The sequence below is a fragment of the Acidovorax sp. SUPP2539 genome (assembly GCF_030158975.1).
In the GTDB taxonomy this organism is placed as follows: domain Bacteria; phylum Pseudomonadota; class Gammaproteobacteria; order Burkholderiales; family Burkholderiaceae_C; genus Paracidovorax.
Genome location: NZ_BQXJ01000007.1, coordinates 219,487 through 244,985 on the forward strand (window position 1 = coordinate 219,487; position 25,499 = coordinate 244,985).

Consider the following 25,499-nt stretch of genomic DNA (forward strand, 5'->3'; position numbering starts at 1 on the left):
GCCCAGCCGGACCGCCATCGAAACAATCAAAGCCCATGCGGGGCCCGCTTGAAACCGGGCTTTTCGGCCCGGTTCCCGCCCCTCCCCCGCGCTCACTGATTGCCCCATGGAACCATCCACCGCCTCTCCCGTTGCCTTCAAGGTGCTGACCGTGAACGTGCACAAGGGCTTCACCACCTTCAACCGCCGCTTCATGCTGCACGAGCTGCGCGAAGCCGTGCGCGGCGTATCGGCCGACCTGGTCTTCCTGCAGGAAGTGCTGGGCACGCACCAGCGGCACGCCGGGCGCGTGGCCAATTTTCCGCAGGAGCCGCACTACGAATTCCTGGCCGACACCATCTGGGGCCAATACGCCTATGGCCGCAATGCGGTCTACGACAACGGCCACCACGGCAACGCGCTGCTGTCCAAGTTCCCCATCGTCCACTACGAAAACCACGACATCTCCGTGAGCGGGCCCGAGCGGCGCGGCATGCTGCACTGCGTGCTGCAGCCCCCGGGCCACGCCCGGCAGGTGCATGCCATCTGCGTGCACCTGGGCCTGCAGGAGGCGCACCGCCAGCGCCAGCTCAAGCGCGTGTGCGAGCTGGTGGCCACGTTTCCGCCCGAAGACCCGGTGGTCGTGGCGGGCGACTTCAACGACTGGCGCGGCCGTGCGCACGACGTGCTGCGTGCTGGCGCCGGCCTGCACGAGGTGTTCATGCATGCGCGGGGCAAGGCCGTGCGCACCTTTCCGGCCTCCATGCCACTGCTGGCGCTGGACCGCATCTACGTGCGCAATGCCTCGGTGCACGCGCCGGTGGTGCTGCCGCGCAAGCCCTGGCACAAGCTGTCGGACCACGCGCCCCTGGCCGCGGAGATTTCGCTGTGATGCGCCGCCCCCGCCCCTCCCGCTGGGTGCCCGGCAACCACTTCACGCTGCTGGAGAACGGCGAGGCGTTCTTCCCCCGCGTGTTCGAGGCCATCGCGCAGGCGCGGCGCGAGGTGATCCTGGAAACCTTCATCCTCTTCGACGACAAGATCGGCCGGGGGCTGCACGCGGCGCTGCTGCAGGCCGCGCGCAACGGCGCAGAGGTGCACGTGCTGGTGGACGGCTTCGGCTCGCCCGACCTGCCGGAAGACTTCATCGGCGAACTGGTGAACGCCGGCGTGCGCTTTCGCATTTTCGACCCGGGCCGCCGGCTGTTCGGCCAGCGGCTGAACGTGCTGCGGCGCATGCACCGCAAGATCGTGGTGGTGGACGGCGAGATCGGCTTCATCGGCGGCATCAACTACTCGGCCGACCACGTGGCCGACTACGGCCCCGAGGCCAAGCAAGACTACTCGGTCGAGGTGCGCGGCCCCATCGTCGCCCACATGCTGGGCTTCGCGCGCGATGCCGTCATGCCGCCCCGGACACGCCGCCGCCGCCAGGGGGCGATCGCCGTGCCGCCGCTGCCCCATGCGGGCACGGCGGACGCGATCTTCGTCACGCGCGACAACCACAACCACACCAACGACATCGAGCGCCACTACCGCGTGGCCCTGCGCGCCGCGCGCGAGCGCGTGGTGATCGCCAATGCCTACTTCTTTCCCGGCTACCGCTTCATCCGCGAAATGCGCCGCGCGGCGCGGCGCGGGGTGGACGTGCGGCTCATCCTGCAGGGCCAGCCCGACATGCCCATCGTGCGCACGGCGGCCAGCATGCTCTACGACCATCTGCTGCGCGCCGGCGTGCGCATCTACGAATACTGCGACCGGCCGCTGCACGGCAAGGTCGCGCTGGTGGACGGCGAATGGTCCACCGTGGGCTCCAGCAACCTCGACCCCTTGAGCCTCTCGCTCAACCTCGAGGCGAACGTGGTGACCCGCGACAAGGATTTCAACGCGACGCTGCACGAACGGCTGGACCACCTGATGCAGCACAGCTGCCGCCAGGTCGAGGCCACGCCACCCTCGCGCTGGGATGGCCTTCGCCTGCTGCGCAGCTATTTCCTGTTCCACGTCATGCGCTGGTTCCCCTCGTGGGCGGGCTGGCTGCCGCGCCACGAGCCCGAGATCTCACTGGTTGGCGCCCAGGACGGTCCGGCCCCCGACCCCACCCATCGGCCTTCGGCCACCTGATCCATGGCGGCAGCGGCGCCCTCCCCGGCCCTGTCCTCCCTGGACCCGGCCGCGCCCGGGCAGGACCCCGCCCGGCCCCAGGCCGAGGCCCCCAGGGACCGTGCTGCGCCGCCGGCACGCCCCGCCAGCCGCTGGAAGCGCCTGACCGCCCACCGCTGGTGGCCCTGGGCCGTGACCCTCGCCAGCGGCGCCTTCGTCCTTTTCGTCGTCTCGCTGCTGGTGCGCCAGGCGCGCACGGTGGACTGGCCCGCGGTCTGGGCGTCGTTTTTGGCCTTGCCGGTGCCGGTGCTGCTGCTGGGCGGCGCGCTGGCGCTGGCCAGCCACCTGCTGTACAGCACCTTCGACCTGTTCGGGCGCCATTACACGCGACACGGGCTGGCGGTCGGGCGCACGGTGAGCATCACGCTCATCGCCTATCCGTTCACGCTGAACCTGGGATCGATCATCGGCGGGGTGACGGTGCGCTACCGCCTTTACTCGCAGCAGGGCGTGTCGGTGGCGGCCATCGGGCAGGTGATCGGGATGAGCATCCTGACCAACTGGCTGGGCTATTTCTTCCTGGCGGGCGCGGTGTTCTGGCTGTGGTCGCCGCAGCTGCCCGAAAACTGGCACGTCGGCCCTCAGCACCTGCGCTGGATGGGTGCCGCCCTGACGGCGGCGAGCCTGCTCTACGTCGCTGCCTGCGCCCTGCGCCATGGCCGGCCCGTGCACCTGCGCGGGCATCGCATCGCCATGCCGCGCTGGCCCGTGGGCATGCTGCAGGTGGCGCTGTCGGCCGCCAACTGGATGGTGATGGGCGCGGCGCTGTGGGTGCTGACCGGGCAGCGCGCACCCTACGCGGCCGCACTGGCGACGGTGCTGCTGGGCGCGGTGGCCGGGCTCATCTCGCGCATTCCCGCCGGGCTGGGCGTGCTGGAGGCCGTGGGCGTGGCAGTGCTGTCCGCCTACCTGCCCGCGCCGCAGGCACTGGCCTCGGTGCTGGCCTACCGCACGCTGTACTTCTTCCTGCCCCTGGGGCTGGCTGCGCTCGCGTTCGGCGGGGTGGAGTTGCTGGGCCGCCGCCGGCCCCAGGCGGAATCGCCAGGCGCTGCGGCAGAGACTTCGCATCAAAACGGCCTCCAGCATAATAAACACTAGGGCATATTGCTATTAATTAAATAGCATCCATCCGACACATCGGACGGGCTTGCCATACCCGGTCTGCCCGGCACCGCGGGCCTCCTTTATCATGCCGGTCCCCACGACATTGCCCTTCGCCCGATCGACACGGGCCCGCAAGCCATGATCCGCCTGTCCGAAATCAAGCTGCCGCTCAGCGCAGCCGAATCCCCCGAGCCCGCCCTGCGCGCCGCCGCCTGCCGCATCCTGGCGCTGCCGCCCGAAGGCATCGCCCACCTCCACGTCTTCAAGCGCAGTTTCGACGCGCGCAAGGCCGAGCTGCTGGCGGTGTACATCATCGACATCACCCTGGCCGATCCGTCGCAGGAGGCCGCGCTACTGGCGGGCCACGCCGGGCAGCCCCACATCCAGCCCACGCCCGACATGGTCTGGCGGCCGGTGGGCCGGGCGCCGGCCAGGCTGGCGCACCGGCCCGTGGTGGTGGGCTTCGGGCCCTGCGGCATCTTCGCGGCGCTGGTGCTGGCGCAAATGGGGTTCCGGCCCATCGTGCTGGAACGCGGCCGCGCGGTGCGCGAGCGCACGCAGGACACCTGGGGCCTGTGGCGGCGGCGCGAGCTGCAGGCGGAGTCGAACGTGCAGTTCGGCGAGGGCGGTGCCGGCACGTTCAGCGATGGCAAGCTCTACAGCCAGATCAAGGACCCGCGCCACCTGGGCCGCAAGGTCATGGAGGAGTTCGTGCAGGCGGGCGCGCCGCCCGAGATCCTCTCGGTGGCGCACCCGCACATCGGCACGTTCAAGCTCGTCAAGGTGGTGGAGACGCTGCGCGAGCAGATCATCGCGCTGGGCGGCGAGGTACGGTTCCAGCAGCGCGTGACCGACGTGATGATCGAGCAGGACTCTGCCGGCCAGCGCCACCTGCGCGGCCTGCAGGTGCTCGACCAGGCCACGGGACAGACCCATGCGCTGCGCGCCGACCACGTGGTGATGGCGCTGGGCCACAGCTCGCGCGACACCTTCGCCATGCTGTACGAACGCGGCGTGCACATGGAAGCCAAGCCCTTCTCGGTGGGCTTTCGCATCGAGCACCCGCAAGGGCTCATCGACCGCGCGCGCTGGGGCCGGCACGCCGGGCACCCGCTGCTGGGCGCGGCCGACTACAAGCTGGTGCACCACGCGGGCAACGGCCGCGCGGTGTACAGCTTCTGCATGTGCCCGGGCGGCACGGTGGTGGCCGCCACCAGCGAGCCGCACCGCGTGGTCACCAACGGCATGAGCCAGTACTCGCGCAACGAGCGCAATGCCAACGCCGGCATGGTGGTCGCCATCGACCCCAACGACTATCCGCACGACCCCGTGGCGTTCGAGGCGGCGCTGGGCGGCACCCATGGTGTGCAGGCGCTGGCGGCCGGTGCCACGCCGCACCCGCTGGCGGGCATCGTGCTGCAGCGCCAGCTGGAGTCGAACGCCTACGTGCTGGGCGGCAGCAACTACAACGCGCCCGCGCAGCTGGTGGGCGATTTCCTAGCGCGTCGAGCGTCGACGGCGCTGGGCTCCGTGGATCCCTCGTACAAGCCCGGCGTCACGCTGACCGACCTCGATGCCGCCCTGCCCGGCTACGCCACCGAGGCCCTGCGCGAGGCGCTGCCGGCCTTCGGCAAGAAGATCAAGGGCTTCGACATGCACGACGCGGTGCTGACCGGGGTGGAAACGCGCACCTCGTCACCCCTCAAGATCGGGCGCAACGAGGCCTTCCAGAGCCTGAACACCGCCGGCCTGTACCCGGCCGGCGAAGGCGCGAGCTACGCGGGCGGGATTCTTTCGGCAGGAGTGGACGGCATCAAGGTGGGCGAGGCCGTGGCGCGCGCGCTGCTCGCCTGACGCGCACCCTCGGCCCGCCGCCCAGCGCCGTCAGAGCGCAGGCACCTGGCGGCCTCAGCGGGGCGCCCAGTGCCCGGGCCGCATGTGCCAGCCGCCTGGGCCCGGCTCCCAGTGGTGGGGCACCCACACCGCGCCGGGGCGCGGCGGCGTGCTCCAGTGGCCCGGCCGCCAGACGTAGCGGCCGCCGCCCCACTCCCAGAATCCCCCGACCCACACATGCACGGGCGAAGGCGCCACGGTGATCGTCTCGACATAGGGTGCGGGCGGTGCGGTGGGCGCGACGACCACCACGGGGGCGGGCTCGACCATCACGGGGGCGGGCTCGACCATCACGGCACGGGCGGGCGGCGGCTCCACCACCACGGTGCGTGGACGGGGCGGCGGGGCGACGACGCAGCCCGAGAGAACCGTGGCGGCCACCAGGGCCGCCGCCAGGCCGGCGAATGCGGGCCTGGAGGAAGAAGTGACAGCAGGGGAAGAAAGCATCATGGGCACCGGTCCGGGAAAGTGACTGATGCGTGCTCAACGCCTGCGCCCGCGGGCCCTGTTGACGCGCTGGCGTAAATCCCCGGTAAAGCGCAGGCCTGCCGCCGAGGCCGCCCCCGCCCGGCGCACCGCGGCTCGGGCGGTCAGCGCACCGCGAGCGCCGAACCCGCTGGCAGCCGGAAGGCCTCTACCAGTTGGGCCAATTGCTCGGCCTGCACGCGCAGCCCCTGGGCGGCGGCGGAGGATTCCTCCACCAGCGCGGCGTTTTGCTGCGTCATCTGGTCGAGCTGGTTCACCGCCTCGCCCACCTGCCCCAGGCCCGTGCTCTGCTCGCGCGTGGCGGTGCCGATCTCGCCGATGATGGTCGCCACCTGCTGCACCGAGTCGACGATCTCGCCCATGGTCCCGCCGGCCGCATGCACCAGTTGCGAACCTTCCGCCACCTGGCGCACGCTGTCGCCGATGAGCCCGCCGATCTCCTTGGCGGCCGTGGCCGAGCGCTGCGCGAGGCTGCGCACTTCGCTGGCCACCACGGCGAAACCACGGCCCTGCTCGCCGGCGCGGGCCGCTTCCACGGCGGCGTTGAGCGCCAGGATGTTGGTCTGGAAGGCGATGCCGTCGATCACGCTGGTGATGTCGGCGATGCGGCGCGAGGACTGGGCGATGCCGTCCATGGTGCCCACCACCCGCTCCACCGCGTCGCGCCCGCGCCGTGCCACGTCGCTGGCCGACACCGCCAGGTGGGTGGCCTGCTGGGCCGCATCCGCGCTGTGGCGCACGGTGGACAGCAACTCTTCCATGCTGGCCGCGATTTCCTCCAGGTTGGAGGCCGTCTGCTCGGTGCGCGCCGACAGGTCCGAATTGCCGGCCGCGATCTCGGCGCTGGCGCCGGCCACCGACGTGCTGGCCTGCCGCATGCCGATCACCAGGCCGGTCAGGCGCGCCTGCATGCCGTCCAGGCGCGCCAGCATGGCCCGCACCTCGTCGCGGTTGCCGGCGCCGATGGCCGGCACGGTGGAGGTCAGGTCGCCTTCGGCAATGCGGTCCGCCACCGTGGACGCATGCGACAGCGGCCGCAGGATGGAGCGCGACAGCACCACGGCGCACACCAGCGCCAGCAGCAGCCCCAGCACCGAGCCGCCCATCAGCAGCGCGATGCCCTGGCGTTCGCTGGCGGCGGCGGCGGCCCGGTCTTCCTCGACCTGCTTGCGCTGGTAATCGGCCATGTCGTTCACCGCCGCGGCATAGCGGTCGGCCGCGGGGCGCAGCAGTTTGCCCACCGCATCGGGCGGCAGGGTTTCGCCGGCCTTGCGCCGCTTGACCAGATCGTCGCGCGCTCCCCGGAAAGCGTTGCCCGCGGTGTCGATGGCCTCGAAGATGCGCTTGGACTCGCTGTCCGTTGCCAGCTCTTCGAGCCGCTTGCGCACCTCGGTCGAACGGGCGGAGGTCGCCTTGCGGTCCGTGTCGATGCGCGCAGCATAGGCGGGGTTGTCGATTTCCAACAGGGTTTCGGCGCGCGAGGAACTCAGCACCACGATCGCGTGCAGTTCGCGCGCCAGCAAGGCCCGCTCCGCCGCCGGTCCGCCCAGGCCATCGGCGATGTCCTGCAGTTCCATGAGCCGCCAGATGCCCACGGCAGCGGCGAGGGACATGACCAAGCAGATGACCCCGAAAGCCAGGGCAAGGCGCAGGGAAAGGCGGGCGTTGTGCAGGGTCATGTCAGATACCGGTGAGAAGGGCCGCAGGCGGAACAGAGCGGCCGATGGTGCGCCAGGCGCATGCGGTGGGGTCCATGGTAAGTATCGGCACCGGTTCTGACAACTTGATACAAGCGCAAAAAAAGAGCGGCCGGATCGCTCCGGCCGCTCTTTCACGGGGCAGGCGGCGTGGAAGGCCGCCCACCCCATTCATAGGCCCCCTCAGGCGTTCGTCTGCAGCGCGGCGATGCGCTCTTCGATCGGCGGGTGGGTACTGAACAGCTTGCCGATGCCACCGGCGATGCCCAGGGCGGCCATGTTCTTGGGCAGTTCGGCCGGGTGGGCGCCGCCCAGGCGGGCCAGCGCGTTGATCATGGGCTGCTTGCGACCCATCAGCTGCGCCGCGCCGGCGTCGGCACGGAATTCGCGCTGGCGGCTGAACCAGGCCACGATCATCGAAGCCAGGAAGCCCAGCAGGATGTCGAGCACGATGGTCGTGGCGTAGTAGCCGATGCCGGGGCCGGAGCTGTTCTCGTCGTTCTTGCGCAGGAAGCTGTCCACCGCATAGCCGATCACGCGGGACAGGAACACCACGAAGGTGTTCATCACGCCCTGAATCAGCGTCATGGTCACCATGTCGCCATTGGCGATGTGGGCCACCTCGTGGCCGATCACCGCCTCGACCTCCTCGCGCGTCATGCCCTGCAGCAGCCCGGTGGACACCGCCACGAGGGCGTTGTTCTTGAAGGCGCCGGTGGCGAACGCGTTGGGGTCGCCGGGGAAAATGCCGACCTCGGGCATGCCGATGCCGGCCTTGTCGGCGAACTTGCGCACGGTCTCGACGATCCAGGCCTCATCGGCCGACCCGGTGCCGTCGATGATCTGCACGCCCGCGCTCCACTTGGCGACGGGCTTGCTGATCAGCAGCGAGATGATGGCGCCGCCGAAGCCCATGATGAAGGCAAAGCCCAGCAGTGCCCCCAGGTTCAGGCCATTGGCGGTCAGGAAGCGGTTGACGCCCAGCAGGCTGGCGACGATGCCCAGCACCACCACGACGGCGACGTTGGTCAACAAGAAAAGCGCGATTCGTTTCATCGAAGGGTTCTCCACGGAGGGATACGGGGGTGTGACCAGCGGCAGGAACGCGCTGTCACAAACCGGAAAATGGGGATGGTGCGCAGGCGTTCAAGCCGTGTTCGCAGCGTTGCGATGGCCCTGGTGTGGTTTGTTATGCGGGGCGCGCGCTGCGGAATACGAGGGAGTCATCATAGAAGCAAAAGTTCTCGTTCTCGGGCCACCAGCCGGGCACTCCGAGCACCGGCAACGGCAGAAAAGGCTTGGTGGCCAGGTGCGCCGCATCGAGCGCGCCGGCCAGCCAGGCATCCACATCCGCTACCGAATCCATAGCACCCTGCAATTGATACACATGCGCCGTGATCGGTTTCCGGGGTGCCTCGAGTTTTTCCAGCAAGGCATGGCCGAACAGCACCAGCTGCGCCTGCCGCCACAGCGGCCGCAGATCGACGAACAACCGCCGCCAGTCGCGCGCCGCCAGCGCCTGCCACAGCGGCGCGGGGGCGAGCAGCACGGCGCCGTTTTCATCGAACAGCGTGATCGCGTCGCGCAGCGGCCCGCGCACCGCACCCACCCCGGTCTGGGCGATGGCCTCGGCCTGCAGGGCATTCAGCCGGCGCTTGGCCTGCGGATAGCGCAGCCAGACCAGGCCGTTGAAAAAATCGTGCAGGTTGTCGCGGGTGGGGACGGTGCCGGTGTCGAAGATGAACGCCTCGTAGGCCCGGCCCGCCGGCAGGGCCGAGTGCGACACGAATCGCACGGCGGCGCCCGGCATCCGGTTCAGGGCGTCCGGCAGGGGCGTGCCGGCCTGCCATGCCGCCCGGACCCCGGGGCCCAGGTCTTCAAACGGCTGCAGCCAGGGCGGCACCGCGCCGAACGCGCCGGGGTCCACGGATTCAGCGTGCCTCAGGGAGGTAACGGACCGCGTTGGGCTGCGTCTGGGGCTTCAGCTCGAAATGGTCGGGGAATTTCTTGAACAGCTTGGTCGATGCCGTGTTCTTTCCCAGCAGCTTGGCGTCGTGCAGCAGTTTCACGATGTCGCCCAGCGGCTGCCACTGCCCGGCTTTCAGGGCGGGGGCGTGGTCCAGGATGTGGCGGACGCTCACGGCCTCGCCGGCGCCCGAGCCCGCCCGACGGCCATCCGCCCCAGCGTTAGCCGCCGCCTTGGTCGCCGTGGTGGAAGCCGCCTTCTTGGCGACGGCTTTCTTCGCAGGCGCCTTCTTGGCCGGTGCGGCCTGCACCGCCGGCTTGGGCGCAGCGGCCTTGCGCGGGGTGGTTTTGCGCGCAGGCGCTTTCTTGGCCGCGGGGCTTCGGGGGGCCGGTGGCGTGGCCTCCGGCATTGCGGCGGGGACCTCGGTCACCTGATCGCCCTCCGGCCCGACCAGGAACACCTGGTCGTAGGCATTGACGGCCTCGGGCGCCATCTTGCCGCGATCGGAAAGGCACACCACCCGGAACCCGCGCTCGCGCAGCCGCAGCACCAGCGGCACGAAGTCGGCGTCGCCCGAACCGATCGCGATGGTGGACGGGCGCGAAGGCGCATAGGACAGCTCCATCACATCGACCGCCAGGGCCACGTCCGTCGTGTTCTTGGTCAGCGACAGGTTCATGTAGGGCCGGATCATGCGGGTGCGCAGCACCTCCCCGAGCCCCTTGAGCTTGTCGGCACTGCCGTACGCGCGGCGCAGGGACACGCTGCCCTCGTGCTGCTCCAGGGTGCGAAAGGCCTCCTCCACCCAGGCGGGCGCGCACAGGTTGTCGGCGTCGATGAAGAAAGCGGTCATGGGTGGCCTCGCAGGGACTGTCGGAGCACGGCCGCCAAGGCGGGCAGGCACGCCGGGTGCGCGGTGGCGTTCACCCCACCACCCGCCACGGCAGCGCTTCGCCCGAGCGCAGCGGTTTGAGTTCGGCCTCGCCGAAGGCGAAGCTGCCCGGCGGCGTCCACGATTCGCGGCGCAGGGTGATCGTGCCCTGGTTGCGCGGCAGGCCGTAGAACGCGGGGCCGTGGAAGCTGGCGAAGCCTTCGAGCTGGTGCAGCGCACCGGCATGGTCGAACGCTTCGGTATACATCTCGATCGCTGCATGGGCGGTGTAGCAACCGGCGCAGCCGCTCGCATGCTCCTTGAGGTGGGCCGGGTGCGGCGCGCTGTCGGTGCCCAGGAAGAATTTGTCGCTGCCGCTGGTGGCCGCCTCCACCAGCGCCACCCGGTGCGTTTCACGCTTGAGCACGGGCAGGCAGTAGTAGTGGGGGCGGATGCCGCCGGTGAAGATCGCGTTGCGGTTGTAGAGCAGGTGGTGCGCGGTGATGGTGGCCGCGGTGAAACGGTCGGCCTGCTGCACGTACTGCGCCGCATCCCGGGTGGTGATGTGCTCGAAGACGATCTTCAGTTCCGGAAAGTCGCGGCGCAGCGGAATGAGCTGCTGCTCGATGAACACGGCCTCGCGGTCGAACAGGTCGATGTCGCTGCTGGTCACCTCGCCATGCACCAGCAGCAGCAGGCCGGCCTTCTGCATGGCCTCCAGGGTGCGGTAGGTCTTGCGCAGATCGGTCACGCCGGCATCGCTGTTGGTGGTGGCGCCGGCGGGATACAGCTTGAGGGCGACCACGCCCGCCGCCTTGGCGCGCACGATTTCCTCGGGCGCCAAGTTGTCGGTGAGGTACAGCGTCATCAGCGGCTCGAAGGCGACGCCGGGCGGCACGGCCGCCTGGATGCGCTCCTTGTACGCCGTGGCCAGGGCCGCCGTGGTCACGGGCGGGCGCAGGTTGGGCATGATGACGGCGCGCCCGAACTGGGCGGCCGTGTGCGGCACGACGGTGAGCAGCGCTTCGCCGTCGCGCACGTGCAGGTGCCAGTCGTCCGGGCGGGTGATCGTGAGGGTGTCGGGGGAGTGGGCAGCGGTCATGGGCGCCATTGTCCCATCGCACCGGCCCATGAAAAAACCCTGCCCACCCGGGAGGATGGACAGGGTAAACCCCAAATAATGGGGCGAGGGGGTTGCGGGTTGGTATTTCGGATCAGCAGCCGGACGGGCGGTTGCCGCGCATGGGCACGATGCCCGAGACGGTGATGCGGTCGCCCGAGCCATCGGTGGCCGTGAGCGTCTTGCTCAGGAGGCGCACCTGGTTGGAATCGCGCGACACGGTGGTGTCGCTCCAGTCGGTGGCGCTGAACTCGCGCTGCGAGAACGTGAGGAAGGCGATGTACAGGTTGCCGGCATTGGGCTGGTAGCGCACGTCGCCGGAGGCCTGGTCGCTGGAGCCGACCTTTTTGGCGCCGTCGAAACGGAAGGTGCAGACTTCGGGCGACGAACCCACCGGGTTCTTCTTGTCCACGTCGGTCAGGTTGATGGTGCCGTCGCCGTACACGCCGTTCAGGCCCGAGACCGTGGCGTTGCTCACCGTCAGCACACCGGGCTGGTCGCTCGGGGTGGGATCGTCGTCGTTGCCGCCGCCACAGGCGGTGAGCAGCAAGGCGGTGCAGGCGGCAGCGGAAAAGGTCTTGAGAAAAGCGTTCATGGGTCAGTCAGGATCGGTCATTGGAAAGCCGCAGGAGCGGGTGTCAGATCCCGTCCTCGCAACAAGCCCCGATCCTAGAAATGGCCTTTCGCCCCTGCTGTGGGCCTTTGGCAGCGGGGTCCGTAGGACAGATTCCCGCACCGCCCGGGCCCGCCGGGCGCAGCGCAGGCGGGGAGGCAACCCTTCAGGCCAACGCCTGGGGCGCCACCGCCGGAAACCGCACGGTGAAACAAGAGCCCCCCTCCGGGCGGTTTTCCACCTCGACGGTGCCACCCTGGCGGACCACCAGGGCATGGACGATCGACAGCCCCAGGCCAGAGCCTTCGCCCCCGTGTCCGGGTGCGTGCGGAAAGCGTCGAAACGGCCGCGACAGCATCTCGGTAGGCAGCCCGGCCCCGGCATCGCTCACGCGCAGCGCCACGCCGGCAGCCGTCACCTCGACCGCCACGCCCAGCCAGCCGCCGTCGCCCGCGTGGCGCAGCGCGTTTTCGACCAGGTTGAACAGCACCTGCCGCAGGCGGTCGGGGTCGGCATTCACCAGCGCCGTGCTCGGGGCCTGCGGCACCTGCAAATCGAGCGCCACGCCGTGTTCGGCGATGCGGCTGGCGTGGCCTGCCAGCGCTTCGCGCACCAGTTCCGCCAGGTCCTGCGGCGCCATCTTGAGCGATAGCTGGCCGGCCTCGGCCATCGACAGGGTGTGCAGATCGCCGACCAGGCGCCCAAGGTACTCGACCTGCTCCAGAAGCGCGCGCGACTCGGCGGCGTCGGCCTCGATGACGCCGTCGCAGATCGCGTGCAGGCGCGCGCGCAGCACGGTCAGCGGCGTGCGCAACTCGTGCGAGATGGAGGCGGCGGTGGCGCGGCGCTCGCGCGCCATGTCCTCCAGCGCATCGGTCATCTGGTTGAAGTGGCCCACCATCTCGGCCATCTCGCCCTTGTAGCGGCCCGGCTGCGCCCGCACGGTGAAGTCGCCCATCGCCACGCGCGTGGCGGCCTCGGCCATCGAGGCCACGGGCTGCGTGACCAGGCGCGACACCCAGAACCCCACGGCCAACCCGAAAGGCAGGCACACCACCAGCCCGACGACCAGCGACCACTTCTCGCCGAACAGCAGGTCGCCGCGCCAGTACTGCCCGTAGATCGCCATCGCCTGGGGGCTGTCCTCTTGGTCATGGTCGTTGAGCTCGTCCAGTTCGTGCTGCACGGTGGCGGGCAGGCTGCGGTAGAAATCGCGGTACTGCATTTCGGAGAACACGACCACGCTGGCCGCCAGCAGGCCCATGGTGGCGAGCAGCGTCCCGGCGATGTATAGCCCGAAGCGGACCCAGATGCGATCGAGGATGGAGCCTTGCATGGCGCGGGGCTCGGGTCAGGCCTCGGCGGACTCGCCGGGCCACAGGCGGTAGCCGATGCCGCGCACCGTCTCGATCAGCTCGCCCTGCCCGGCCTGCTGCAGCTTGCGCCGCAGCTTGGACAGGTGGGAGTCGATCACCCGGTCGAGCGCGTCGCTCTCGGGCAGGCAATGCTCGATCAGGTGGCCGCGCGAGAAGCAGCGCTTGGGCTGCGCCGCCAGGCAGGCCAGCAGCCGGAACTCGGTCAACGTGAGCGGCAGCGGCACGGCGCGCCCGTCCTCGCCATAGGCCAGGGCGGCATGGGCCTGCTGGTCGATCTCGATCCGGCCCACGCGGATCGGCGTGGTGGCAGGCGCTTCCTGCGACCGCGTGCGGCGCAGCACGGCGCGCACACGGGCCACCACTTCGGGCGGGCTGAAGGGCTTGACCACGTAGTCGTCGGCCCCCAGGCGCAGGCCGAGCAGCTTGTCGATATCGTCCGCCAGCGCGGTGACCATGATGACCGGGGTCTGACCCTCTTCGCGGATGGAGCGCAGCACGTCCAGCCCGTCCATGCCGGGCAGGTGGATGTCCAGCAGCACCATGTCGGGCCGCAGCTGGCGAAACAGCCGCAGGGCGTCCAGACCGTTGCCGGCCTGCTGCGCCCGCAGCCCGTCGCGCTGCAGGTAGGCCGTGAGGATGCTGGCGATCCCGGGTTCGTCCTCGACCACGAGGACAAGCGGACCAGGCAGAGGGGCAGGACTGTTCATGGCACCAGGGGCTAGGGCGGCGGCCACGGGGCCCGGGGAGGGTCCGAGGGCGGCACACCGCCGGCCGATTATCCATGGGCCGCCCTCCGCACCGGGCCCCGGCGCGTCTCCACGCTTTCTCCACACGGTATTCACGGCTGCGCGAATTTTGGCGGGCCCAATGCCCGCTGAAAACCTTCCCGAATGCCCTTCCCCCTCCAGGTCCTGTCCGCGTGAACCGATCCCTTCGCCTCCTGCCGTGCGCCGCGCTGTCCGTCCTGGTGGCCGGGTGCGCCGCGCTCGGGGGGGCCGACGCCCCCTCGGTGCAGGGCGTGGCCCCGGTGCCAGCGGCCTGGAGCCAGCCGGCGCCCGCCGGTGCGCCGGCAGCCGACCTGCGGTCCTGGTGGAAAGCCTTCAACGACCCTGCGCTGGACGCCCTCGTGCAGGAAGCGCTGGCCAGCAACCTCGACCTGGCGCAGGCGGCCAGCCGGCTGCGGGAGGCCCGACTGCAATCGGGCCGGGCGGCCCTGCAGTTCCGGCCGTCGCTAGGCGCCAGCGCCCGTTCGCTGCAGGACATTTCGGCCACCGACACCTACTTTCACGCCAGCCTGGACATGGTGTGGGAACTGGGCCTTTTCGGCGCCGGCGAAAGCACGCGCCAGGCCGGCGAAGCCGAGCTGGATGCGGCCGGGGCCGATGCCCAGGGCGTTCGCGTGGCGGTCGTGGCCGATGTGGTGCGCAACTACCTCGACCTGCGCGCCGCGCGCCGCCAGGCCCAGCGGCTGGCGCAGATGGCCGCCCTGGACGAACGCAGCGCCGCCTTGGCCGAGGTGCGGCTGCGCACCCGCCTGGGGCCGGCGGACGAGATCGTGCAGGCCCGCGTGCGGGCGGCACAGGCCCGCGCCGCGCAGGCGCCCCTGACCGAAGCCGGTGCCCGTGCCGCGCAGGCCCTGGCGGTGCTGCTCGGCCGCACCACCCCCGATCCGGCCTGGAGCGCCGAGGTGCCCGGCAGCGCCCCTTCGGCGCTGGCGCCGTTCGCCCTGGCCGAACTGCCCGCCGATCTGCTGCGCACCCGCCCCGACGTGCACGCCGCCGAGGCGGAGGTGAACAAGGCGGCCGCGGCGCTGGGGCTGGCGCGCTCCGAGCTGTACCCGCGCATCTCGCTCATGGGTTCGCTGCTCTATTCGTACAACATCACCCAGCATTTCCGCACGCGCAGCGAAAACGCCCCCGCGCTCGGGCCCGTCATCGACATTCCGCTGTTCGACTGGGGCCGCCGGCAGATGCAGGTGCAGGCACGGCAGGAAGCGGTGAACGCCGCGCTCCTCGGCTACCGCAAGGCCGTGAACAACGGCGTGGCCGAGGTGGAGGGCGCCCTCGCGGCCCTGGGGGCACAGCAGGCCCGCGCGGACGCGCTTGCCCAGGCCCTGGGCCTGCTGCGCCAGCGCACGGCGGCCGGGCAGGCGCAGATCCGCCTCGGGCTGGCCAGCGAATACGACGGTCTGCCGCAGCGGCGCGCCGAGCTGCAGGCCGCCGCGGAATGGGACACGGCGCAGGACGCCCGCGCCCTCGCCTTCGTGGCGCTCTACAAAGCCCTGGGCGGTGCACCACTGCCGCCGGCCGAGCCCACGGCCGGGGCGGCTGCGCCCGAGGCCACGCGCATCGCCGGGACCGCGCCATGATTCCACTGGCCCGCAAGACCCTGGTACACGAATGGCGCCGCTTCGTGCCGGCGGTGTTCGCCGTGGGGTTCTCCGGCCTGCTGCTGATGGTGCAGGCCGCGCTGGTGCTGGGCATCTTCGGCAGCGCCGCCGTCTATGTGCGGGCCTCGACAGCCGATCTCTGGGCCGGCTACCCGGGCACGCAGAGCGTGAACTTCGGCCGCGCCATCGGCCGCGACGTGGAAAGCCGGATGCGCATGGACCCCGCCGTGACCGCCGTCGAGCCCTACCTATGGGTCGATGGCGACTGGCGCAGAGCCCAGGCAGGCGCGGGCGGCATCTCGGTCTATGTCTCGGGTATCCGTAGCGCGCCCGACGGCATGCTGTTTGCCCGCCTCATCGCTCCATGGCAACGCGATGCGCTGCGCGAGCCGGGCGCGGTGATCGTGGACCGGGCCGATCTGGACACGCTGGGCGTGCGGGTCGGCCAGACCGCGTGGATCAACAGCCATCCGGTGCGCGTGGCCGCGGCCGTGGACGGCCTGCGCGGCCTGGGTGGCGTGAACGTGCTGGCCTCGCTGGACACCGCACGCGAAATCGCCGGTGCCGAAGCCGGCTCCGGCAGCACCTACGTGGTCGCACGCACCCGCAGCCCTGCGGACGCCGCGGCCGCCCAGGCCCGGCTGTCGCAGGGCGACCCGGGTTTCGGCCCGTTCGAGGTGTGGACGGCCCGGCAGTTCTCTCGCCGGTCGCAGCTGTACTGGATGTTCGACACCGGCGCCGGCGTGGCCGTGCTGTTCATGGTGATCGTCGTGTGCCTCGTCGGCACCGTGGTCACCAGCCAGTCGCTCATGGGCGTGGTGGCCGGCACGGCGCGCGAATACGCCGTGCTCAACGCCCTGGGCGCCAGCCGCGGCGCTTTGGGCCGGCTCGTGATCGAGCAGGCCTGCTGGATCGGCGGGCTGGGCCTGCTGGTCGCCGGCGCCACCAGCGCGGCGCTGCTGGGGGTGGCGGCCGCCTATGGTGTGCCGGTCGCCATGACGCCACGGGTGGCGGCCGCCTGCGCGGTGCTGGTCGGGATCGTAGCCCTGTTTTCGGGTTTCTTCGCCATCCGTGGCCTGCTGCGGGCCGACCCGGCCCTGCTCCTGCGATGAACCACGGTACCGCTCCCGAAGCCCCCCGCCTCACGCCCAGCCTGCAGGCGGTGCAGGTGCACAAGTCCTTCGTGTCGGGCGTCGTGCGCGTGCAGGTCATCGAAGGCCTCACGCTGTCCATCTACCCGGCCGAGCTCACGCTCATCTCCGGCCCCTCCGGTTGCGGCAAGAGCACGCTGCTGTCGCTGCTGTCCGGCCTGCAGCGGGCGGACGCAGGCCATTCCATCGCCCTGGGCGAGAACCTGGGCGCGCTCAGCGTGCGCGCGCTCGAGCGCTTTCGGCTGCACCACACGGGGTTCGTGTTCCAGGGCTTCAACCTGTTTCCCGCCCTGACGGCGCTGGAACAGGTGCAGCTGCCGCTGGGCTACCTGGGCCTGAGCGACCGCGAGAGCGAAAAGCGCGCCCGCCGCGCCCTGGACGAGGTGGACCTGTCGCACCGCGCCAGCATGCGGCCCGCGCAGCTGTCCGGCGGAGAAAAGCAGCGCGTGGCCATCGCGCGGGCCATCGCCAAGGAACCGCAACTGCTGTTCGCCGACGAGCCCACCAGCGCGCTGGATGCCGACAGCGGCCAGCGCGTCATCGACATCCTTCACCGCATCGCCCATGCGCACGGCACCACGGTGCTGTGCGTGAGCCACGACCCCCGGCTGGTGCGCCATGCCGACCGGGTGCTGGGCATGGAGGACGGCGCCATCCGCAGCGACTGGCGCCAGCCCGACGCGCCACTGACCACGAACACCCCATGACCCGCCTGCCCCTTACGCCCCCGTCGCTGCTCGGCCTGATCCCGGCGCTCCTCGCCACGGCCGTGCTGCTGGTCGCCTGCAACGAAAAGCCCCTGCCCTCGGCCGTCGCGGCTGAGCCCCCGCCCCCGGCCCAGGTGGCCGTGGCGCGCGGCAAGATCGAAGTGCCGGGCGGCCTGCTCGAACTGTCGCCCGCCCAGGAAGGGCTGGTGCAGGCCGTCGCCGTGCAGGAAGGGCAGACCGTGCAGCGCGGCCAGTTGCTGCTGCGCCTGGCGGGCGATGCCGCGGGCAGCGAAGCCGCGGTCGCCCAGTCCGAGCTGCACCTGGCCCAGGCCCGCCACCAGGCACGCGCCCAGCGCCTGCCAGCCCTGCGCCGCACGGCGGCGCGGCTGTCCGAGGCAGTGACCGCCGGCGCCGCCGAACCCCAGCGTGCCGACGAAGCCTTGCAGGCCGTGCGCGATGCCGAAGCCGACCTCGCCGTCTCTCAGGCCGAGGCCGAAGTGGCGCGCAGCCGCCTGGCCCAGGTGCAGGCGCAGCGCGCACGGCTGGAGCTGCACGCGCCGGAAGACGGCACCGTGGTCCGCGTGGGCACGCAGGCCGGCCAGCGCGCGCCGGCGTCGGGCAGCGCAGCGGCCATCACGCTGCTGCCGCGCCGCCCGCTCGTGGTACGGGCCGAACTGAACGAAAGCTACGCGGCCCAGGTGCACGTGGGCCAGCGCGCCACCGTCACCACCGATGGCGACACCGCCGCTGCGGCGATGCCGCCGGCGCATGTGGTGCGCATCAGCCCCGTGCTCGGCACCGGGCGGCTGCAGGACGACGTCCAGCGCGGCCCCGTGCGCATCGTCGAATGTGTGTTGGAGTTCGATCAGGCGCCCACCGCGCGGGTCGGACAGAACGTGAGAGTGAGCTTCCATGAATGACGCCAGAACCCACCGCATCGCCCTGGTCGATGCACGCCATGTCTCCCAGCCCGCGACCGGCTCGGGCTGGATGGTGCAATGCGACTTCGACGGCACCATCAGCACCGAAGACGTGACCGACTCGCTGCTGCAGCGCTTCGGCCGCGACGGCTGGGAGGCGCTCGAGGCCGCCTGGGAGCGCGGTGAGATCGGCTCGCGCGAATGCATGAAGGGCCAGGTGGCCCTGCTCGACATGGACCGCGCCGAGCTGGACGCGCACCTGGCCACCATCGCGGTGGACCCGCACTTCGGCGCCTTCGTGCGCGCAGCCCGCGAGCGGGGCATGCCGGTGCAGGTGGTGAGCGACGGCATCGACTACGCCATCCATGCCGTGCTGGAACGCCACGGCCTGGGCGACCTGCCGGTGATCGCCAACCGGCTGGTGCAGACCGGCCCGCGCAGCTGGCAGCTGCAGTCGCCCTGGGCCAGCGCCGCCTGCGCGCGCGCCAGCGGCAACTGCAAATGCGAACGCCTGGCCGAGCAGCGCGAGCGGCATGGCCGCGTGCTGTACGTGGGCGACAGCACCTCGGACTTCTGCGTGTCCGGCCGAGCCGACTTCGTGCTGGCCAAGTACAAGCTCATCCAGCACTGCGTGGACCACGGCATCGCCCATGCGGCGTTCACCGATTTCTCGCAGGCGCTGGCCCTGCTGCCGCAGCCCGTGGCACTGGAACTGGCGGCATGAACGCCGCCGTGATGTCCCGCGAAACCGTCCTCCCCCTGGGCGACGCGGCGGCCCGCCCCGGCGATGCCGGCACGCAGCACGAGTACCTGCTGCGCGGGCACGGCCCGAACGCCGGCACCGGCGTGCTGCTGATCCACGGGCTGACCGGCACGCCCAACGAAATGCGCCTGCTGGCCAAGGGCCTGCACCGCGCCGGTTTCACCGTGCTGGCCGTGCAGCTGGCCGGCCACTGCGGCACGCAGGACGACCTGGTCGCCACACGCTGGCAGGACTGGCACGCCAGCGTGCAGCGCGGCGCAGACCGGCTGGCGATGGTGACCGGCGGCCGGCTCGTGGCGTGCGGCCTCTCGATGGGCGCCGTGCTGGCGCTGGCGCTGGCCGCCGATCGCCCGGCCCAGGTGGCCGGCGTGGTGGCGCTGTCGCCCACCTTCCGCTACGACGGCTGGAGCATGCCCGCGTACACGCGGCTGTCCTTTTTGCTGCCGCTGTTTCGCATGCTCGGCATCGGGCGGCACCGCGTCTTCATGGAGCAGCCGCCCTACGGCATCAAGGACGCGGCGCTACGCGAGCGCGTGGTGGCGCAGATGCAATCGGGCGACAGCGCGGCGGCCGGCCTGCCGGGCAACCCGTGGTGGTCGGTGATCGAGATGCGCGCGCTGGCGGCCCACGTTCGCCGGCGCCTGGACGCCGTGCGCTCACCCTGCCTCGTGCTGCATGCTCGCCACGACGACATCGCCTCGGCCGCCAACGCCCAGGCCATCGTGCAGGGCGTGCGGTACGCGCCGGTGGAGCTGGTGCTGCTGGACGACAGCTACCACATGATCACCATCGACCGGGAGCGCCGCGCCGTCGTGGCGCGCACCGTCGCGTTCGCGGAGCACGTCGCCCGCGGGGGCACGCCGTGAACCCGGCCGGGGCCGAGAGCGGCATCACGCCGCTGGTGGCAGCGCTCTGGGCGCTGAACATGCTGGTGGACACGGGCGGGCAGCTGGCGTTCAAGGCGGCGGCCACGGCCGACCCGCGCGCCGGCAGCGGCCTGGCCCGCTGGGCGTTCATGGCGCGCCGGCCGTGGCTGTGGATCGGCGTGGGCTGCTACATCGCCGAGTTCCTGGTGTGGTTGGCGTTCCTGTCGCTCGTGCCGCTGTCGGACGGCGTGCTGCTGGGCTCCATCAACATCGTGGCCGTCATGGTGGCCGGCCGGTTCCTGTTCCGCGAGAAGCTGTCGCGCATGCGTGTGGCCGGCATCCTCCTGGTGTCGGCCGGCGTGGCCGTCGTGGGGCTGCACGGATGAAGCGCTTCTATGCCCTCGGGTTCCTCGCGCTGGTGGCGTTCGACACGCTGGCGCAGATCAGCTTCAAGCTCGCGGGCGAGCACGCGCTGCCGCTGGAACTGTCCGCCGACTGGCTGGTGCGGGTCTTCGGGCACCCGTGGATCTACGGGGCCTTCATCGGCTACCTGGGCGCGTTCTTCACCTGGATGACGCTGCTGGAGCACGCCCCGATCGGCCCGGCGTTCGCCGCTTCGCACCTGGAAGTCGTCTCGGTGCTGGCGATCTCTGCCGTGTGGTTCAACGAACCCATCGGCTGGCCGCAGGTGGCGGGCGCGGTACTCATCCTGGGCGGCATCGCCTGCCTGGCTCGCAGCGAGGCCGATGCCGAGCCCAAGACCGAGCACGTCCCGGCGCACGATGGCGCGTGAAGCCCCGCCCACCGCGGGCCTGCCGCTGCGGATGGCCGACCTGCTACCCGGCGGCGATGCCGACCTGGGCGGCGCGCTCGCGCGCTTCCTGGGCGTGCCCGCCGTGCAGGTGGAGTGCTCCGGCACCGCCGCGCTGGTGGTCGCCCTCACGGCACTGCGCACGCTGGCGCCCGACCGCGACGAAGTCGTGGTGCCGGCCTATACCTGCCCGCTGGTGGCCATGGCGGTGGCGCACTGCGGCCTGAAGCTGCGGCTGTGCGACCTCGGCCCCGGCACGCTCGACCTGGACCTGGCGGAGCTCGACCCGCTGTGCGGCCACCGCACGCTGGCGGTGCTGCCCACGCACCTGGCCGGCCGCGTAGTGGACACGGCCAACGTGCGCAGCCTGGCGCGGGCCGCGGGCGCCTGGGTCATCGAGGACGCGGCGCAGGCCCTGGGTGCGCGCGCGGCCGGCGCGAGCGTGGGGGCCGGCAGCGACCTCGCTTTTTTCAGCCTGGCGGTGGGCAAGGGACTGACCCTTTTCGAGGGTGGCGCGCTCATCGCAGCCGACCCGCAGCTGCGCACCGCATGCCTGCACGCCAGCCGCAGCACCGTGCCGCGCCGCATCTTCTGGGAACTGCGCCGCAGCGCCGAACTGCTGGGCTACGCCGCGCTCTACCGCCCGGCCACCCTGCCGATGGCCTACGGCGCACCACTGCGGCGGGCGCTCGCCCGGGGCGACCGCGTGGGCGCCGCGGGGGACGATTTCTCGCCGCGCATTCCGCTGCACCGCGTGGGCCGCTGGCGGCAGGCGGTGGGCGTGCGGGCGCTCGCCCGGCTGCCCGACTGGCTAGCCGCGGCGCAGGCGCGCGCCGCAGCGCGGGTCGCACGGCTGCGCGGCATCGCAGGGCTGCAGGTGCTGGAGGACAGCGTGGCCGCCGGCGGTGCGCAGGGCACCTGGCCCACCCTGCTGGTGCTGCTGCCCCACGCCGCGGCCCGCGAGGCCGCCCTGGAGTCCCTGTGGGGTGCCGGCCTGGGCGTGGGCGTGCCTTTCGTGCACGTGCTGCCCGACTACGGGCGCTACGCCCACCTCGTTTCGGCGGAGGACCGCGCGGCAGGGCTGCCCCAGGCCCGGCGATTCGCCACGCAGGTGCTGTCCATCAGCAACAGCCCCTGGCTGGACGACGCGGGCTTCGAGCGGGTCTGCGCCACGCTGGCGCAGGCGGTGCGGACTCAGCCCCGCGCGCCGTTCAATCCGCCGCCATCGCCAGCTGACCCAGCAGCACCCGATTGAACGCCGCCTGCTGCGCCTGCCACTGCGGCAGCGCCGCGTCGGTCTGGGCAGTGTCCTGCCCGTCGCCCGCACTGAGCCACCGCTTCCACGCCGTACGATAGCGGTGCACGGACACCTCGCCCGTCACGTCGCTGCCCACAAGCTGCCCGCGCAGCGCGGAGATCAGGGCGGCGCCGTGGTGCGCGCTCAGGACGCCCTGGTCCCAGTTGGTGCGCACGACCGAGGGCAAGAACGCGTCCTTGTCGATGCTGAGGTAGGTGGGCTGGCGGTGGGCCGAGAGCACGCGGTACAGCGTGGCGGCGAGCGCGTCGGCATCGGGCAGGCTGCGAAACCGCGCCTGCAGACCCAGCCAGCGCGCCCAGCGTGTATCCACCCCCACGCTCCAGTAGGTGAGCCGGCCGGCCCGCAACGGCGCGAGGTAGTTCTCCCAGGCGTGGCGCAGGCCGATGTCGCCCGAGGTGATGCCGACCACGTGCACGTGCGACACCTGCGGCAGCATCGCCACGCGGCGCACCCACGAGCCGCAGTGCACGCCGAACGGAAAGCGCATGTTGTCCGGGTGGTTGTCCAGCACCACCACGCGCAGGGGCCGCGCGGCGGTGTGCCCGCGCGCGGCGATGCAGCGGGCGATCAGCGGCCAGCTCAGGTGGTGGAAATCACCGCTGCCCATGAAGACCGGGCCGTGGCGGTCGAAGGCCGGCAGACGGGCGTCGAGCAGGCCGCCGAAGGCCCGGATGCGGGCCAGGCCGCAGCCGAACCGCAGCGCCTCGTGCCAGTCCTGCGCCAGATCGATGCGCCGCTCGTCCGGCAGCGCCCCGACGGCGCCGTCGAGGTCGAGCACGACCGGTGGCCAGTCCGCCGGCCTCATGCGGCCTCCGCGCGGTCGCGCCACTGCCGGTCGCTCTCGAAGCGCCCGGCGAACCGCCGCGCCAGGGCGCGCAGCACGGGCTGGCGCACGTACACCGCGTGGCGCGTGAAGGTGAAGCGCGCGCCCAGGCTGCGCTTGACCTCGGGGTCCGTCCAGCCGGCGACATAGTGCGTGAGGCCGTGCGCCAGCGCGTATTCGAGGTTTTCCATCCAGCTCACGAAGTACAGGTTGGCCTCGCGCGCGGCCGGATAGGCCAGCCCGATGTACTTGTCCACCAGGCGGCCGCCATGCACGTAGCACAGGTTCCAGCCCAGCAGCTCGCCCGTGGCGGCGTGGCGGTATTCGAAGGCGATGCCGCCGCTGGACGCATCGCGCAGCACGGCGGCGAAGAAACCGCGCGTGAGCCGGTCGAAGTGCACCTCGCTCTGCGCGTACACCGCCTCGTACAGCGCGTAGTAGGCATCCACCACGGCGTCGTCGGCAAAGGCCTCGCCCGTGGCGATGTGACGCACCGCCAGCCCAGCGCGGCTGCGCAGCTTGCGGCGCAGGTTCTGGCGCCGGCTGGCGGACAGGCGGCCCAGGTAGTCGGCGATGTTCGCGAAGTCGATGGGCACATAGGCCAGCGCCTGCCCTTCGACCAGCACGAAACCCTGGCGCTCGCAGGCGTGCGCCAGGGCGGCCGCGTAGGCATTGTCAGCGTCGGACAGCAGGGGCGACTGCTGCGGCAGGTCCTTGATGATGGCCAGCGCGAAGCGCCGCCCCGGCCCCGCGCGCACGGCATGCGCCAGGGCCTCGGGCGCGGTGCCATCCGCGGGCAGCGGTGCGTATTCGGTCACCGTGGTGCCCACGAACCCCGTGGCCACCCGCAGCCAGCGGGACCAGCGCGCGAACAGCGGCAGCGCCCGCACCCGGGCCTTGAGCGCATCGTCCGCCGTGGTGAGCAGGTCCAGCGGCGCCGCGAAGGCCGGCGCCGGCAGGCCCTGCAGCACCGTGAAGCCCTGCGGCGGGTGCGCGGCGAAGTGCCCGGCCAGCGCCTGCGGCTCGAGCGCGTTGCGCCAGGGCATCAGCTGCGCTTGGCGCGCGTCAGGAGCTGCTCCAGCAGCACCAGGGCCTCGTCGATCTCGGGGCGCGTGATCATGAGCGAAGGTGCCAGCGTGATGACGTTCTTGTAGTAGCCGCCCACGTCCAGCACCAGGCCGCGCTTCTGGCCCTTGTATTCGAGATTGCCTTCCAGGCCGATGTCCACCATCTTATCCAGCAGCGCGCGGTTGGGCGTGAAGCCGTCCTCGGTGCAGATCTCGGCCCGCAGCGCCAGCCCCAGGCCGTCCACGTCGCCGATCTCCTTGTGGCGCTTTTGCAGGTCCTTGAGGCCTTCCAGGAAGTAGGCGCCGCTGTCGCGCACCTGGGCGCCGAAGTCCATCTCGTGCGTCATCTTCATCACCTCCAGGCCGAGCGCCGTGCCCAGCGGGTTGGAGGCGAAGGTGGAGTGCGTCGAGCCCGGCGGGAAGATCGTGGGGTTGATCAGTTCCTCGCGCGCCCACAGGCCGGACAGCGCGTTCAGGCCGTTGGTCAGCGCCTTGGCGAACACCAGCACGTCCGGCTTCACGCCGAAGTTCTCGACCGACCACAGCTTGCCGGTGCGCCAGAAACCCATCTGGATCTCGTCCACCACCAGCAGCACGCCGTGCTCGTCCAGCACCTTCTTGAGGCCCTTGAAGAAATTGGCCGGTGGCACGACGTAGCCGCCCGTGCCCTGGATGGGCTCGACGTAGAAGGCCGCGTATTCGCACTGGCGCGTCTTGGGGTCCCACACGGCGTGGTATTCGTTCTCGAACTTGCGTGCGAACTCCTGCACCAGCGATTCGGAGTATTCCTCGGCCGTCATGCCCTTGGGGCGGCGGAAGGGATAGGGAAACGGCAGGAACTGCGCGCGGTCGCCGAAGTGGCCGAAGCGGCGGCGGTAGCGGTAGCTGGAGGTGATGCTGGAGGCGCCCAGCGTGCGGCCGTGGTAGCCGCCCTCGAAGGCGAACATCAGGCTCTTGCCGCCGCTGGCGTTGCGCACCACCTTGAGCGAATCCTCGATGGCCTGTGCGCCGCCCACGTTGAAGTGCACGCGGCCCGCGTTGCCCCACTTGGCTTCGGCGTCCTGGGCGATGAACTTCGCCAGCTCGATCTTCGTGGGGTGCAGGTACTGGCTGGCCACCTGCGGCAGGGTCTGCAGCTGGCGGATCATGACCTCTTCCAGCCGCTTGTTCTTGTAGCCGAAGTTCACGGCCGAGTACCACATCTGCAGGTCGAGGTAAGGCGTTCCCTCGGCGTCGTACATGTAGCTGCCGTCGCAGCCGTCGAAGATCTTGGGCGGGTTGACGTAGTGAACGGTGTCGCCGAAGGAGCAGTACTTGGCTTCGTCCGCGAGGAGCTGGGCAGCGTCGATGGTCATGAAAGAAAGACTCCGGAAAAAAGATTTCGGCGAAGTCTGCGCAGCCAACCTTGATCGACTA

25 protein-coding genes are annotated in these 25,499 nt (G+C 71.0%); 13 read left to right on the forward strand and 12 right to left on the reverse strand.

From position 1 onward, the window contains the following. The first annotated feature begins 106 nt into the window (after nt 1-106). From AVTE2539_RS22235 to AVTE2539_RS22250, 4 genes are all read left to right on the forward strand, one after another. On the forward strand, nt 107-871 hold the full coding sequence (locus tag AVTE2539_RS22235; protein ID WP_272565266.1) for an endonuclease/exonuclease/phosphatase family protein: 765 nt from the start codon (nt 107-109) through the stop codon (nt 869-871). Continuing rightward, nucleotides 871-2,103: a cardiolipin synthase ClsB gene (clsB, locus tag AVTE2539_RS22240; protein WP_284413959.1), complete on the forward strand. Its 1,233-nt coding sequence runs from the start codon at nt 871-873 to the stop codon at nt 2,101-2,103. Before AVTE2539_RS22235 ends, clsB begins: the two co-directional genes overlap by 1 nt. Before the next feature lie 3 nt (nt 2,104-2,106). Continuing rightward, entirely contained in the window at nt 2,107-3,240 is a 1,134-nt protein-coding gene (locus tag AVTE2539_RS22245) for a lysylphosphatidylglycerol synthase transmembrane domain-containing protein (protein ID WP_284413961.1), read from the forward strand. A gap of 144 nt (nt 3,241-3,384) precedes the next feature. Beyond that, the gene (locus tag AVTE2539_RS22250; protein ID WP_284413963.1) at nt 3,385-5,100 is read left to right on the forward strand and encodes an NAD(P)/FAD-dependent oxidoreductase; all 1,716 of its coding nucleotides are present in this window, start codon (nt 3,385-3,387) and stop codon (nt 5,098-5,100) included. Between the two features lie 54 nt (nt 5,101-5,154). Here AVTE2539_RS22250 and AVTE2539_RS22255 read toward each other — a convergent pair whose 3' ends face one another. From AVTE2539_RS22255 to AVTE2539_RS22295, 9 genes are all read right to left on the reverse strand, one after another. Continuing rightward, on the reverse strand, nt 5,155-5,595 hold the full coding sequence (locus AVTE2539_RS22255) for a hypothetical protein (protein ID WP_502868963.1): 441 nt from the start codon (nt 5,593-5,595) through the stop codon (nt 5,155-5,157). 134 nt (nt 5,596-5,729) lie between these two features. Then, nucleotides 5,730-7,304 (reverse strand): methyl-accepting chemotaxis protein, encoded by a 1,575-nt coding sequence (locus tag AVTE2539_RS22260; RefSeq protein WP_284413967.1) that lies wholly within the window; start codon nt 7,302-7,304, stop codon nt 5,730-5,732. A 201-nt stretch (nt 7,305-7,505) separates the two neighbouring features. Further along, a complete protein-coding gene (htpX, locus tag AVTE2539_RS22265) occupies nt 7,506-8,378 on the reverse strand; it encodes a protease HtpX (protein ID WP_272565273.1) in 873 nt (290 codons plus the stop codon). Between the two features lie 133 nt (nt 8,379-8,511). Next, nucleotides 8,512-9,249, reverse strand: coding sequence for a DUF3025 domain-containing protein (locus tag AVTE2539_RS22270; protein WP_502868964.1), 738 nt, complete (start codon nt 9,247-9,249; stop codon nt 8,512-8,514). 4 nt (nt 9,250-9,253) lie between these two features. Beyond that, nucleotides 9,254-10,141 carry an NYN domain-containing protein gene (locus AVTE2539_RS22275; protein ID WP_284413969.1) on the reverse strand — a complete coding sequence of 296 codons (888 nt, stop codon included), beginning with the start codon at nt 10,139-10,141 and terminating at the stop codon, nt 9,254-9,256. 70 nt (nt 10,142-10,211) lie between these two features. Beyond that, entirely contained in the window at nt 10,212-11,261 is a 1,050-nt protein-coding gene (gene pyrC / locus AVTE2539_RS22280) for a dihydroorotase (RefSeq protein WP_284413971.1), read from the reverse strand. Between the two features lie 112 nt (nt 11,262-11,373). Continuing rightward, nucleotides 11,374-11,874, reverse strand: a complete 501-nt coding sequence (locus AVTE2539_RS22285; RefSeq protein WP_284413973.1) for a hypothetical protein — start codon at nt 11,872-11,874, stop codon at nt 11,374-11,376. Between the two features lie 184 nt (nt 11,875-12,058). Further along, a complete protein-coding gene (locus AVTE2539_RS22290; RefSeq protein ID WP_284397857.1) occupies nt 12,059-13,228 on the reverse strand; it encodes a sensor histidine kinase in 1,170 nt (389 codons plus the stop codon). A 15-nt stretch (nt 13,229-13,243) separates the two neighbouring features. After that, a complete protein-coding gene (locus AVTE2539_RS22295) occupies nt 13,244-13,975 on the reverse strand; it encodes a response regulator (RefSeq protein WP_284413975.1) in 732 nt (243 codons plus the stop codon). Nucleotides 13,976-14,187: 212 nt separating this feature from the next. Here AVTE2539_RS22295 and AVTE2539_RS22300 point away from each other — a divergent pair, with 212 nt between their 5' ends. The 9 genes from AVTE2539_RS22300 to AVTE2539_RS22340 all read left to right on the forward strand — a co-directional run bounded on the left by AVTE2539_RS22300 (nt 14,188) and on the right by AVTE2539_RS22340 (nt 22,130). After that, nucleotides 14,188-15,636 carry an efflux transporter outer membrane subunit gene (locus AVTE2539_RS22300; RefSeq protein WP_284413977.1) on the forward strand — a complete coding sequence of 483 codons (1,449 nt, stop codon included), beginning with the start codon at nt 14,188-14,190 and terminating at the stop codon, nt 15,634-15,636. Further along, on the forward strand, nt 15,633-16,769 hold the full coding sequence (locus AVTE2539_RS22305) for an ABC transporter permease (protein WP_284413979.1): 1,137 nt from the start codon (nt 15,633-15,635) through the stop codon (nt 16,767-16,769). Before AVTE2539_RS22300 ends, AVTE2539_RS22305 begins: the two co-directional genes overlap by 4 nt. Further along, nucleotides 16,766-17,515, forward strand: coding sequence for an ABC transporter ATP-binding protein (locus AVTE2539_RS22310; protein WP_272565281.1), 750 nt, complete (start codon nt 16,766-16,768; stop codon nt 17,513-17,515). Before AVTE2539_RS22305 ends, AVTE2539_RS22310 begins: the two co-directional genes overlap by 4 nt. Further along, a complete protein-coding gene (locus AVTE2539_RS22315; RefSeq protein WP_284397843.1) occupies nt 17,512-18,435 on the forward strand; it encodes an HlyD family secretion protein in 924 nt (307 codons plus the stop codon). Before AVTE2539_RS22310 ends, AVTE2539_RS22315 begins: the two co-directional genes overlap by 4 nt. A gap of 70 nt (nt 18,436-18,505) precedes the next feature. After that, the gene (locus AVTE2539_RS22320) at nt 18,506-19,159 is read left to right on the forward strand and encodes an MtnX-like HAD-IB family phosphatase (protein WP_284414081.1); all 654 of its coding nucleotides are present in this window, start codon (nt 18,506-18,508) and stop codon (nt 19,157-19,159) included. An 11-nt stretch (nt 19,160-19,170) separates the two neighbouring features. Then, nucleotides 19,171-20,064 carry an alpha/beta hydrolase gene (locus tag AVTE2539_RS22325; protein ID WP_284414082.1) on the forward strand — a complete coding sequence of 298 codons (894 nt, stop codon included), beginning with the start codon at nt 19,171-19,173 and terminating at the stop codon, nt 20,062-20,064. A gap of 59 nt (nt 20,065-20,123) precedes the next feature. Further along, nucleotides 20,124-20,450, forward strand: a complete 327-nt coding sequence (locus AVTE2539_RS22330; RefSeq protein ID WP_284414084.1) for an EamA family transporter — start codon at nt 20,124-20,126, stop codon at nt 20,448-20,450. Further along, a complete protein-coding gene (locus AVTE2539_RS22335; RefSeq protein ID WP_284413981.1) occupies nt 20,447-20,857 on the forward strand; it encodes a DMT family transporter in 411 nt (136 codons plus the stop codon). Before AVTE2539_RS22330 ends, AVTE2539_RS22335 begins: the two co-directional genes overlap by 4 nt. After that, the gene (locus AVTE2539_RS22340; RefSeq protein ID WP_284413983.1) at nt 20,847-22,130 is read left to right on the forward strand and encodes a DegT/DnrJ/EryC1/StrS family aminotransferase; all 1,284 of its coding nucleotides are present in this window, start codon (nt 20,847-20,849) and stop codon (nt 22,128-22,130) included. Before AVTE2539_RS22335 ends, AVTE2539_RS22340 begins: the two co-directional genes overlap by 11 nt. Here AVTE2539_RS22340 and AVTE2539_RS22345 read toward each other — a convergent pair. The 3 genes from AVTE2539_RS22345 to AVTE2539_RS22355 are packed head-to-tail and all read right to left on the reverse strand — an operon-like array spanning nt 22,087 to nt 25,438. Further along, nucleotides 22,087-22,998: an arginase family protein gene (locus AVTE2539_RS22345; protein WP_284413985.1), complete on the reverse strand. Its 912-nt coding sequence runs from the start codon at nt 22,996-22,998 to the stop codon at nt 22,087-22,089. The genes AVTE2539_RS22340 and AVTE2539_RS22345 overlap by 44 nt on opposite strands. Next, nucleotides 22,995-24,062, reverse strand: a complete 1,068-nt coding sequence (locus tag AVTE2539_RS22350) for a GNAT family N-acetyltransferase (protein WP_284413987.1) — start codon at nt 24,060-24,062, stop codon at nt 22,995-22,997. Before AVTE2539_RS22350 ends, AVTE2539_RS22345 begins: the two co-directional genes overlap by 4 nt. After that, nucleotides 24,062-25,438 (reverse strand): aspartate aminotransferase family protein, encoded by a 1,377-nt coding sequence (locus AVTE2539_RS22355; protein WP_284413989.1) that lies wholly within the window; start codon nt 25,436-25,438, stop codon nt 24,062-24,064. The genes AVTE2539_RS22350 and AVTE2539_RS22355 overlap by 1 nt, the downstream gene beginning before the upstream one ends. Between the last annotated feature and the right edge of the window lie 61 nt (nt 25,439-25,499).

Bases quoted from the DNA above. Each gene is read 5' to 3' on its own strand.
- AVTE2539_RS22295 (WP_284413975.1), bottom strand. From the start codon at position 13,975: ATGAACAGTCCTGCCCCTCTGCCTGGTCCGCTTGTCCTCGTGGTCGAG.
- pyrC (WP_284413971.1), bottom strand. From the start codon at position 11,261: ATGACCGCTGCCCACTCCCCCGACACCCTCACGATCACCCGCCCGGAC.
- AVTE2539_RS22310 (WP_272565281.1), top strand. From the start codon at position 16,766: ATGAACCACGGTACCGCTCCCGAAGCCCCCCGCCTCACGCCCAGCCTG.
- AVTE2539_RS22350 (WP_284413987.1), bottom strand. From the start codon at position 24,062: ATGCCCTGGCGCAACGCGCTCGAGCCGCAGGCGCTGGCCGGGCACTTC.
- clsB (WP_284413959.1), top strand. From the start codon at position 871: ATGCGCCGCCCCCGCCCCTCCCGCTGGGTGCCCGGCAACCACTTCACG.
- AVTE2539_RS22340 (WP_284413983.1), top strand. From the start codon at position 20,847: ATGGCGCGTGAAGCCCCGCCCACCGCGGGCCTGCCGCTGCGGATGGCC.
- AVTE2539_RS22290 (WP_284397857.1), bottom strand. From the start codon at position 13,228: ATGCAAGGCTCCATCCTCGATCGCATCTGGGTCCGCTTCGGGCTATAC.
- AVTE2539_RS22320 (WP_284414081.1), top strand. From the start codon at position 18,506: ATGGTGCAATGCGACTTCGACGGCACCATCAGCACCGAAGACGTGACC.
- AVTE2539_RS22330 (WP_284414084.1), top strand. From the start codon at position 20,124: ATGCTGGTGGACACGGGCGGGCAGCTGGCGTTCAAGGCGGCGGCCACG.
- AVTE2539_RS22325 (WP_284414082.1), top strand. From the start codon at position 19,171: ATGTCCCGCGAAACCGTCCTCCCCCTGGGCGACGCGGCGGCCCGCCCC.
- AVTE2539_RS22250 (WP_284413963.1), top strand. From the start codon at position 3,385: ATGATCCGCCTGTCCGAAATCAAGCTGCCGCTCAGCGCAGCCGAATCC.
- AVTE2539_RS22260 (WP_284413967.1), bottom strand. From the start codon at position 7,304: ATGACCCTGCACAACGCCCGCCTTTCCCTGCGCCTTGCCCTGGCTTTC.
- AVTE2539_RS22235 (WP_272565266.1), top strand. From the start codon at position 107: ATGGAACCATCCACCGCCTCTCCCGTTGCCTTCAAGGTGCTGACCGTG.
- AVTE2539_RS22345 (WP_284413985.1), bottom strand. From the start codon at position 22,998: ATGAGGCCGGCGGACTGGCCACCGGTCGTGCTCGACCTCGACGGCGCC.
- AVTE2539_RS22285 (WP_284413973.1), bottom strand. From the start codon at position 11,874: ATGAACGCTTTTCTCAAGACCTTTTCCGCTGCCGCCTGCACCGCCTTG.
- AVTE2539_RS22315 (WP_284397843.1), top strand. From the start codon at position 17,512: ATGACCCGCCTGCCCCTTACGCCCCCGTCGCTGCTCGGCCTGATCCCG.
- AVTE2539_RS22355 (WP_284413989.1), bottom strand. From the start codon at position 25,438: ATGACCATCGACGCTGCCCAGCTCCTCGCGGACGAAGCCAAGTACTGC.
- htpX (WP_272565273.1), bottom strand. From the start codon at position 8,378: ATGAAACGAATCGCGCTTTTCTTGTTGACCAACGTCGCCGTCGTGGTG.
- AVTE2539_RS22245 (WP_284413961.1), top strand. From the start codon at position 2,107: ATGGCGGCAGCGGCGCCCTCCCCGGCCCTGTCCTCCCTGGACCCGGCC.
- AVTE2539_RS22275 (WP_284413969.1), bottom strand. From the start codon at position 10,141: ATGACCGCTTTCTTCATCGACGCCGACAACCTGTGCGCGCCCGCCTGG.
- AVTE2539_RS22335 (WP_284413981.1), top strand. From the start codon at position 20,447: ATGAAGCGCTTCTATGCCCTCGGGTTCCTCGCGCTGGTGGCGTTCGAC.
- AVTE2539_RS22305 (WP_284413979.1), top strand. From the start codon at position 15,633: ATGATTCCACTGGCCCGCAAGACCCTGGTACACGAATGGCGCCGCTTC.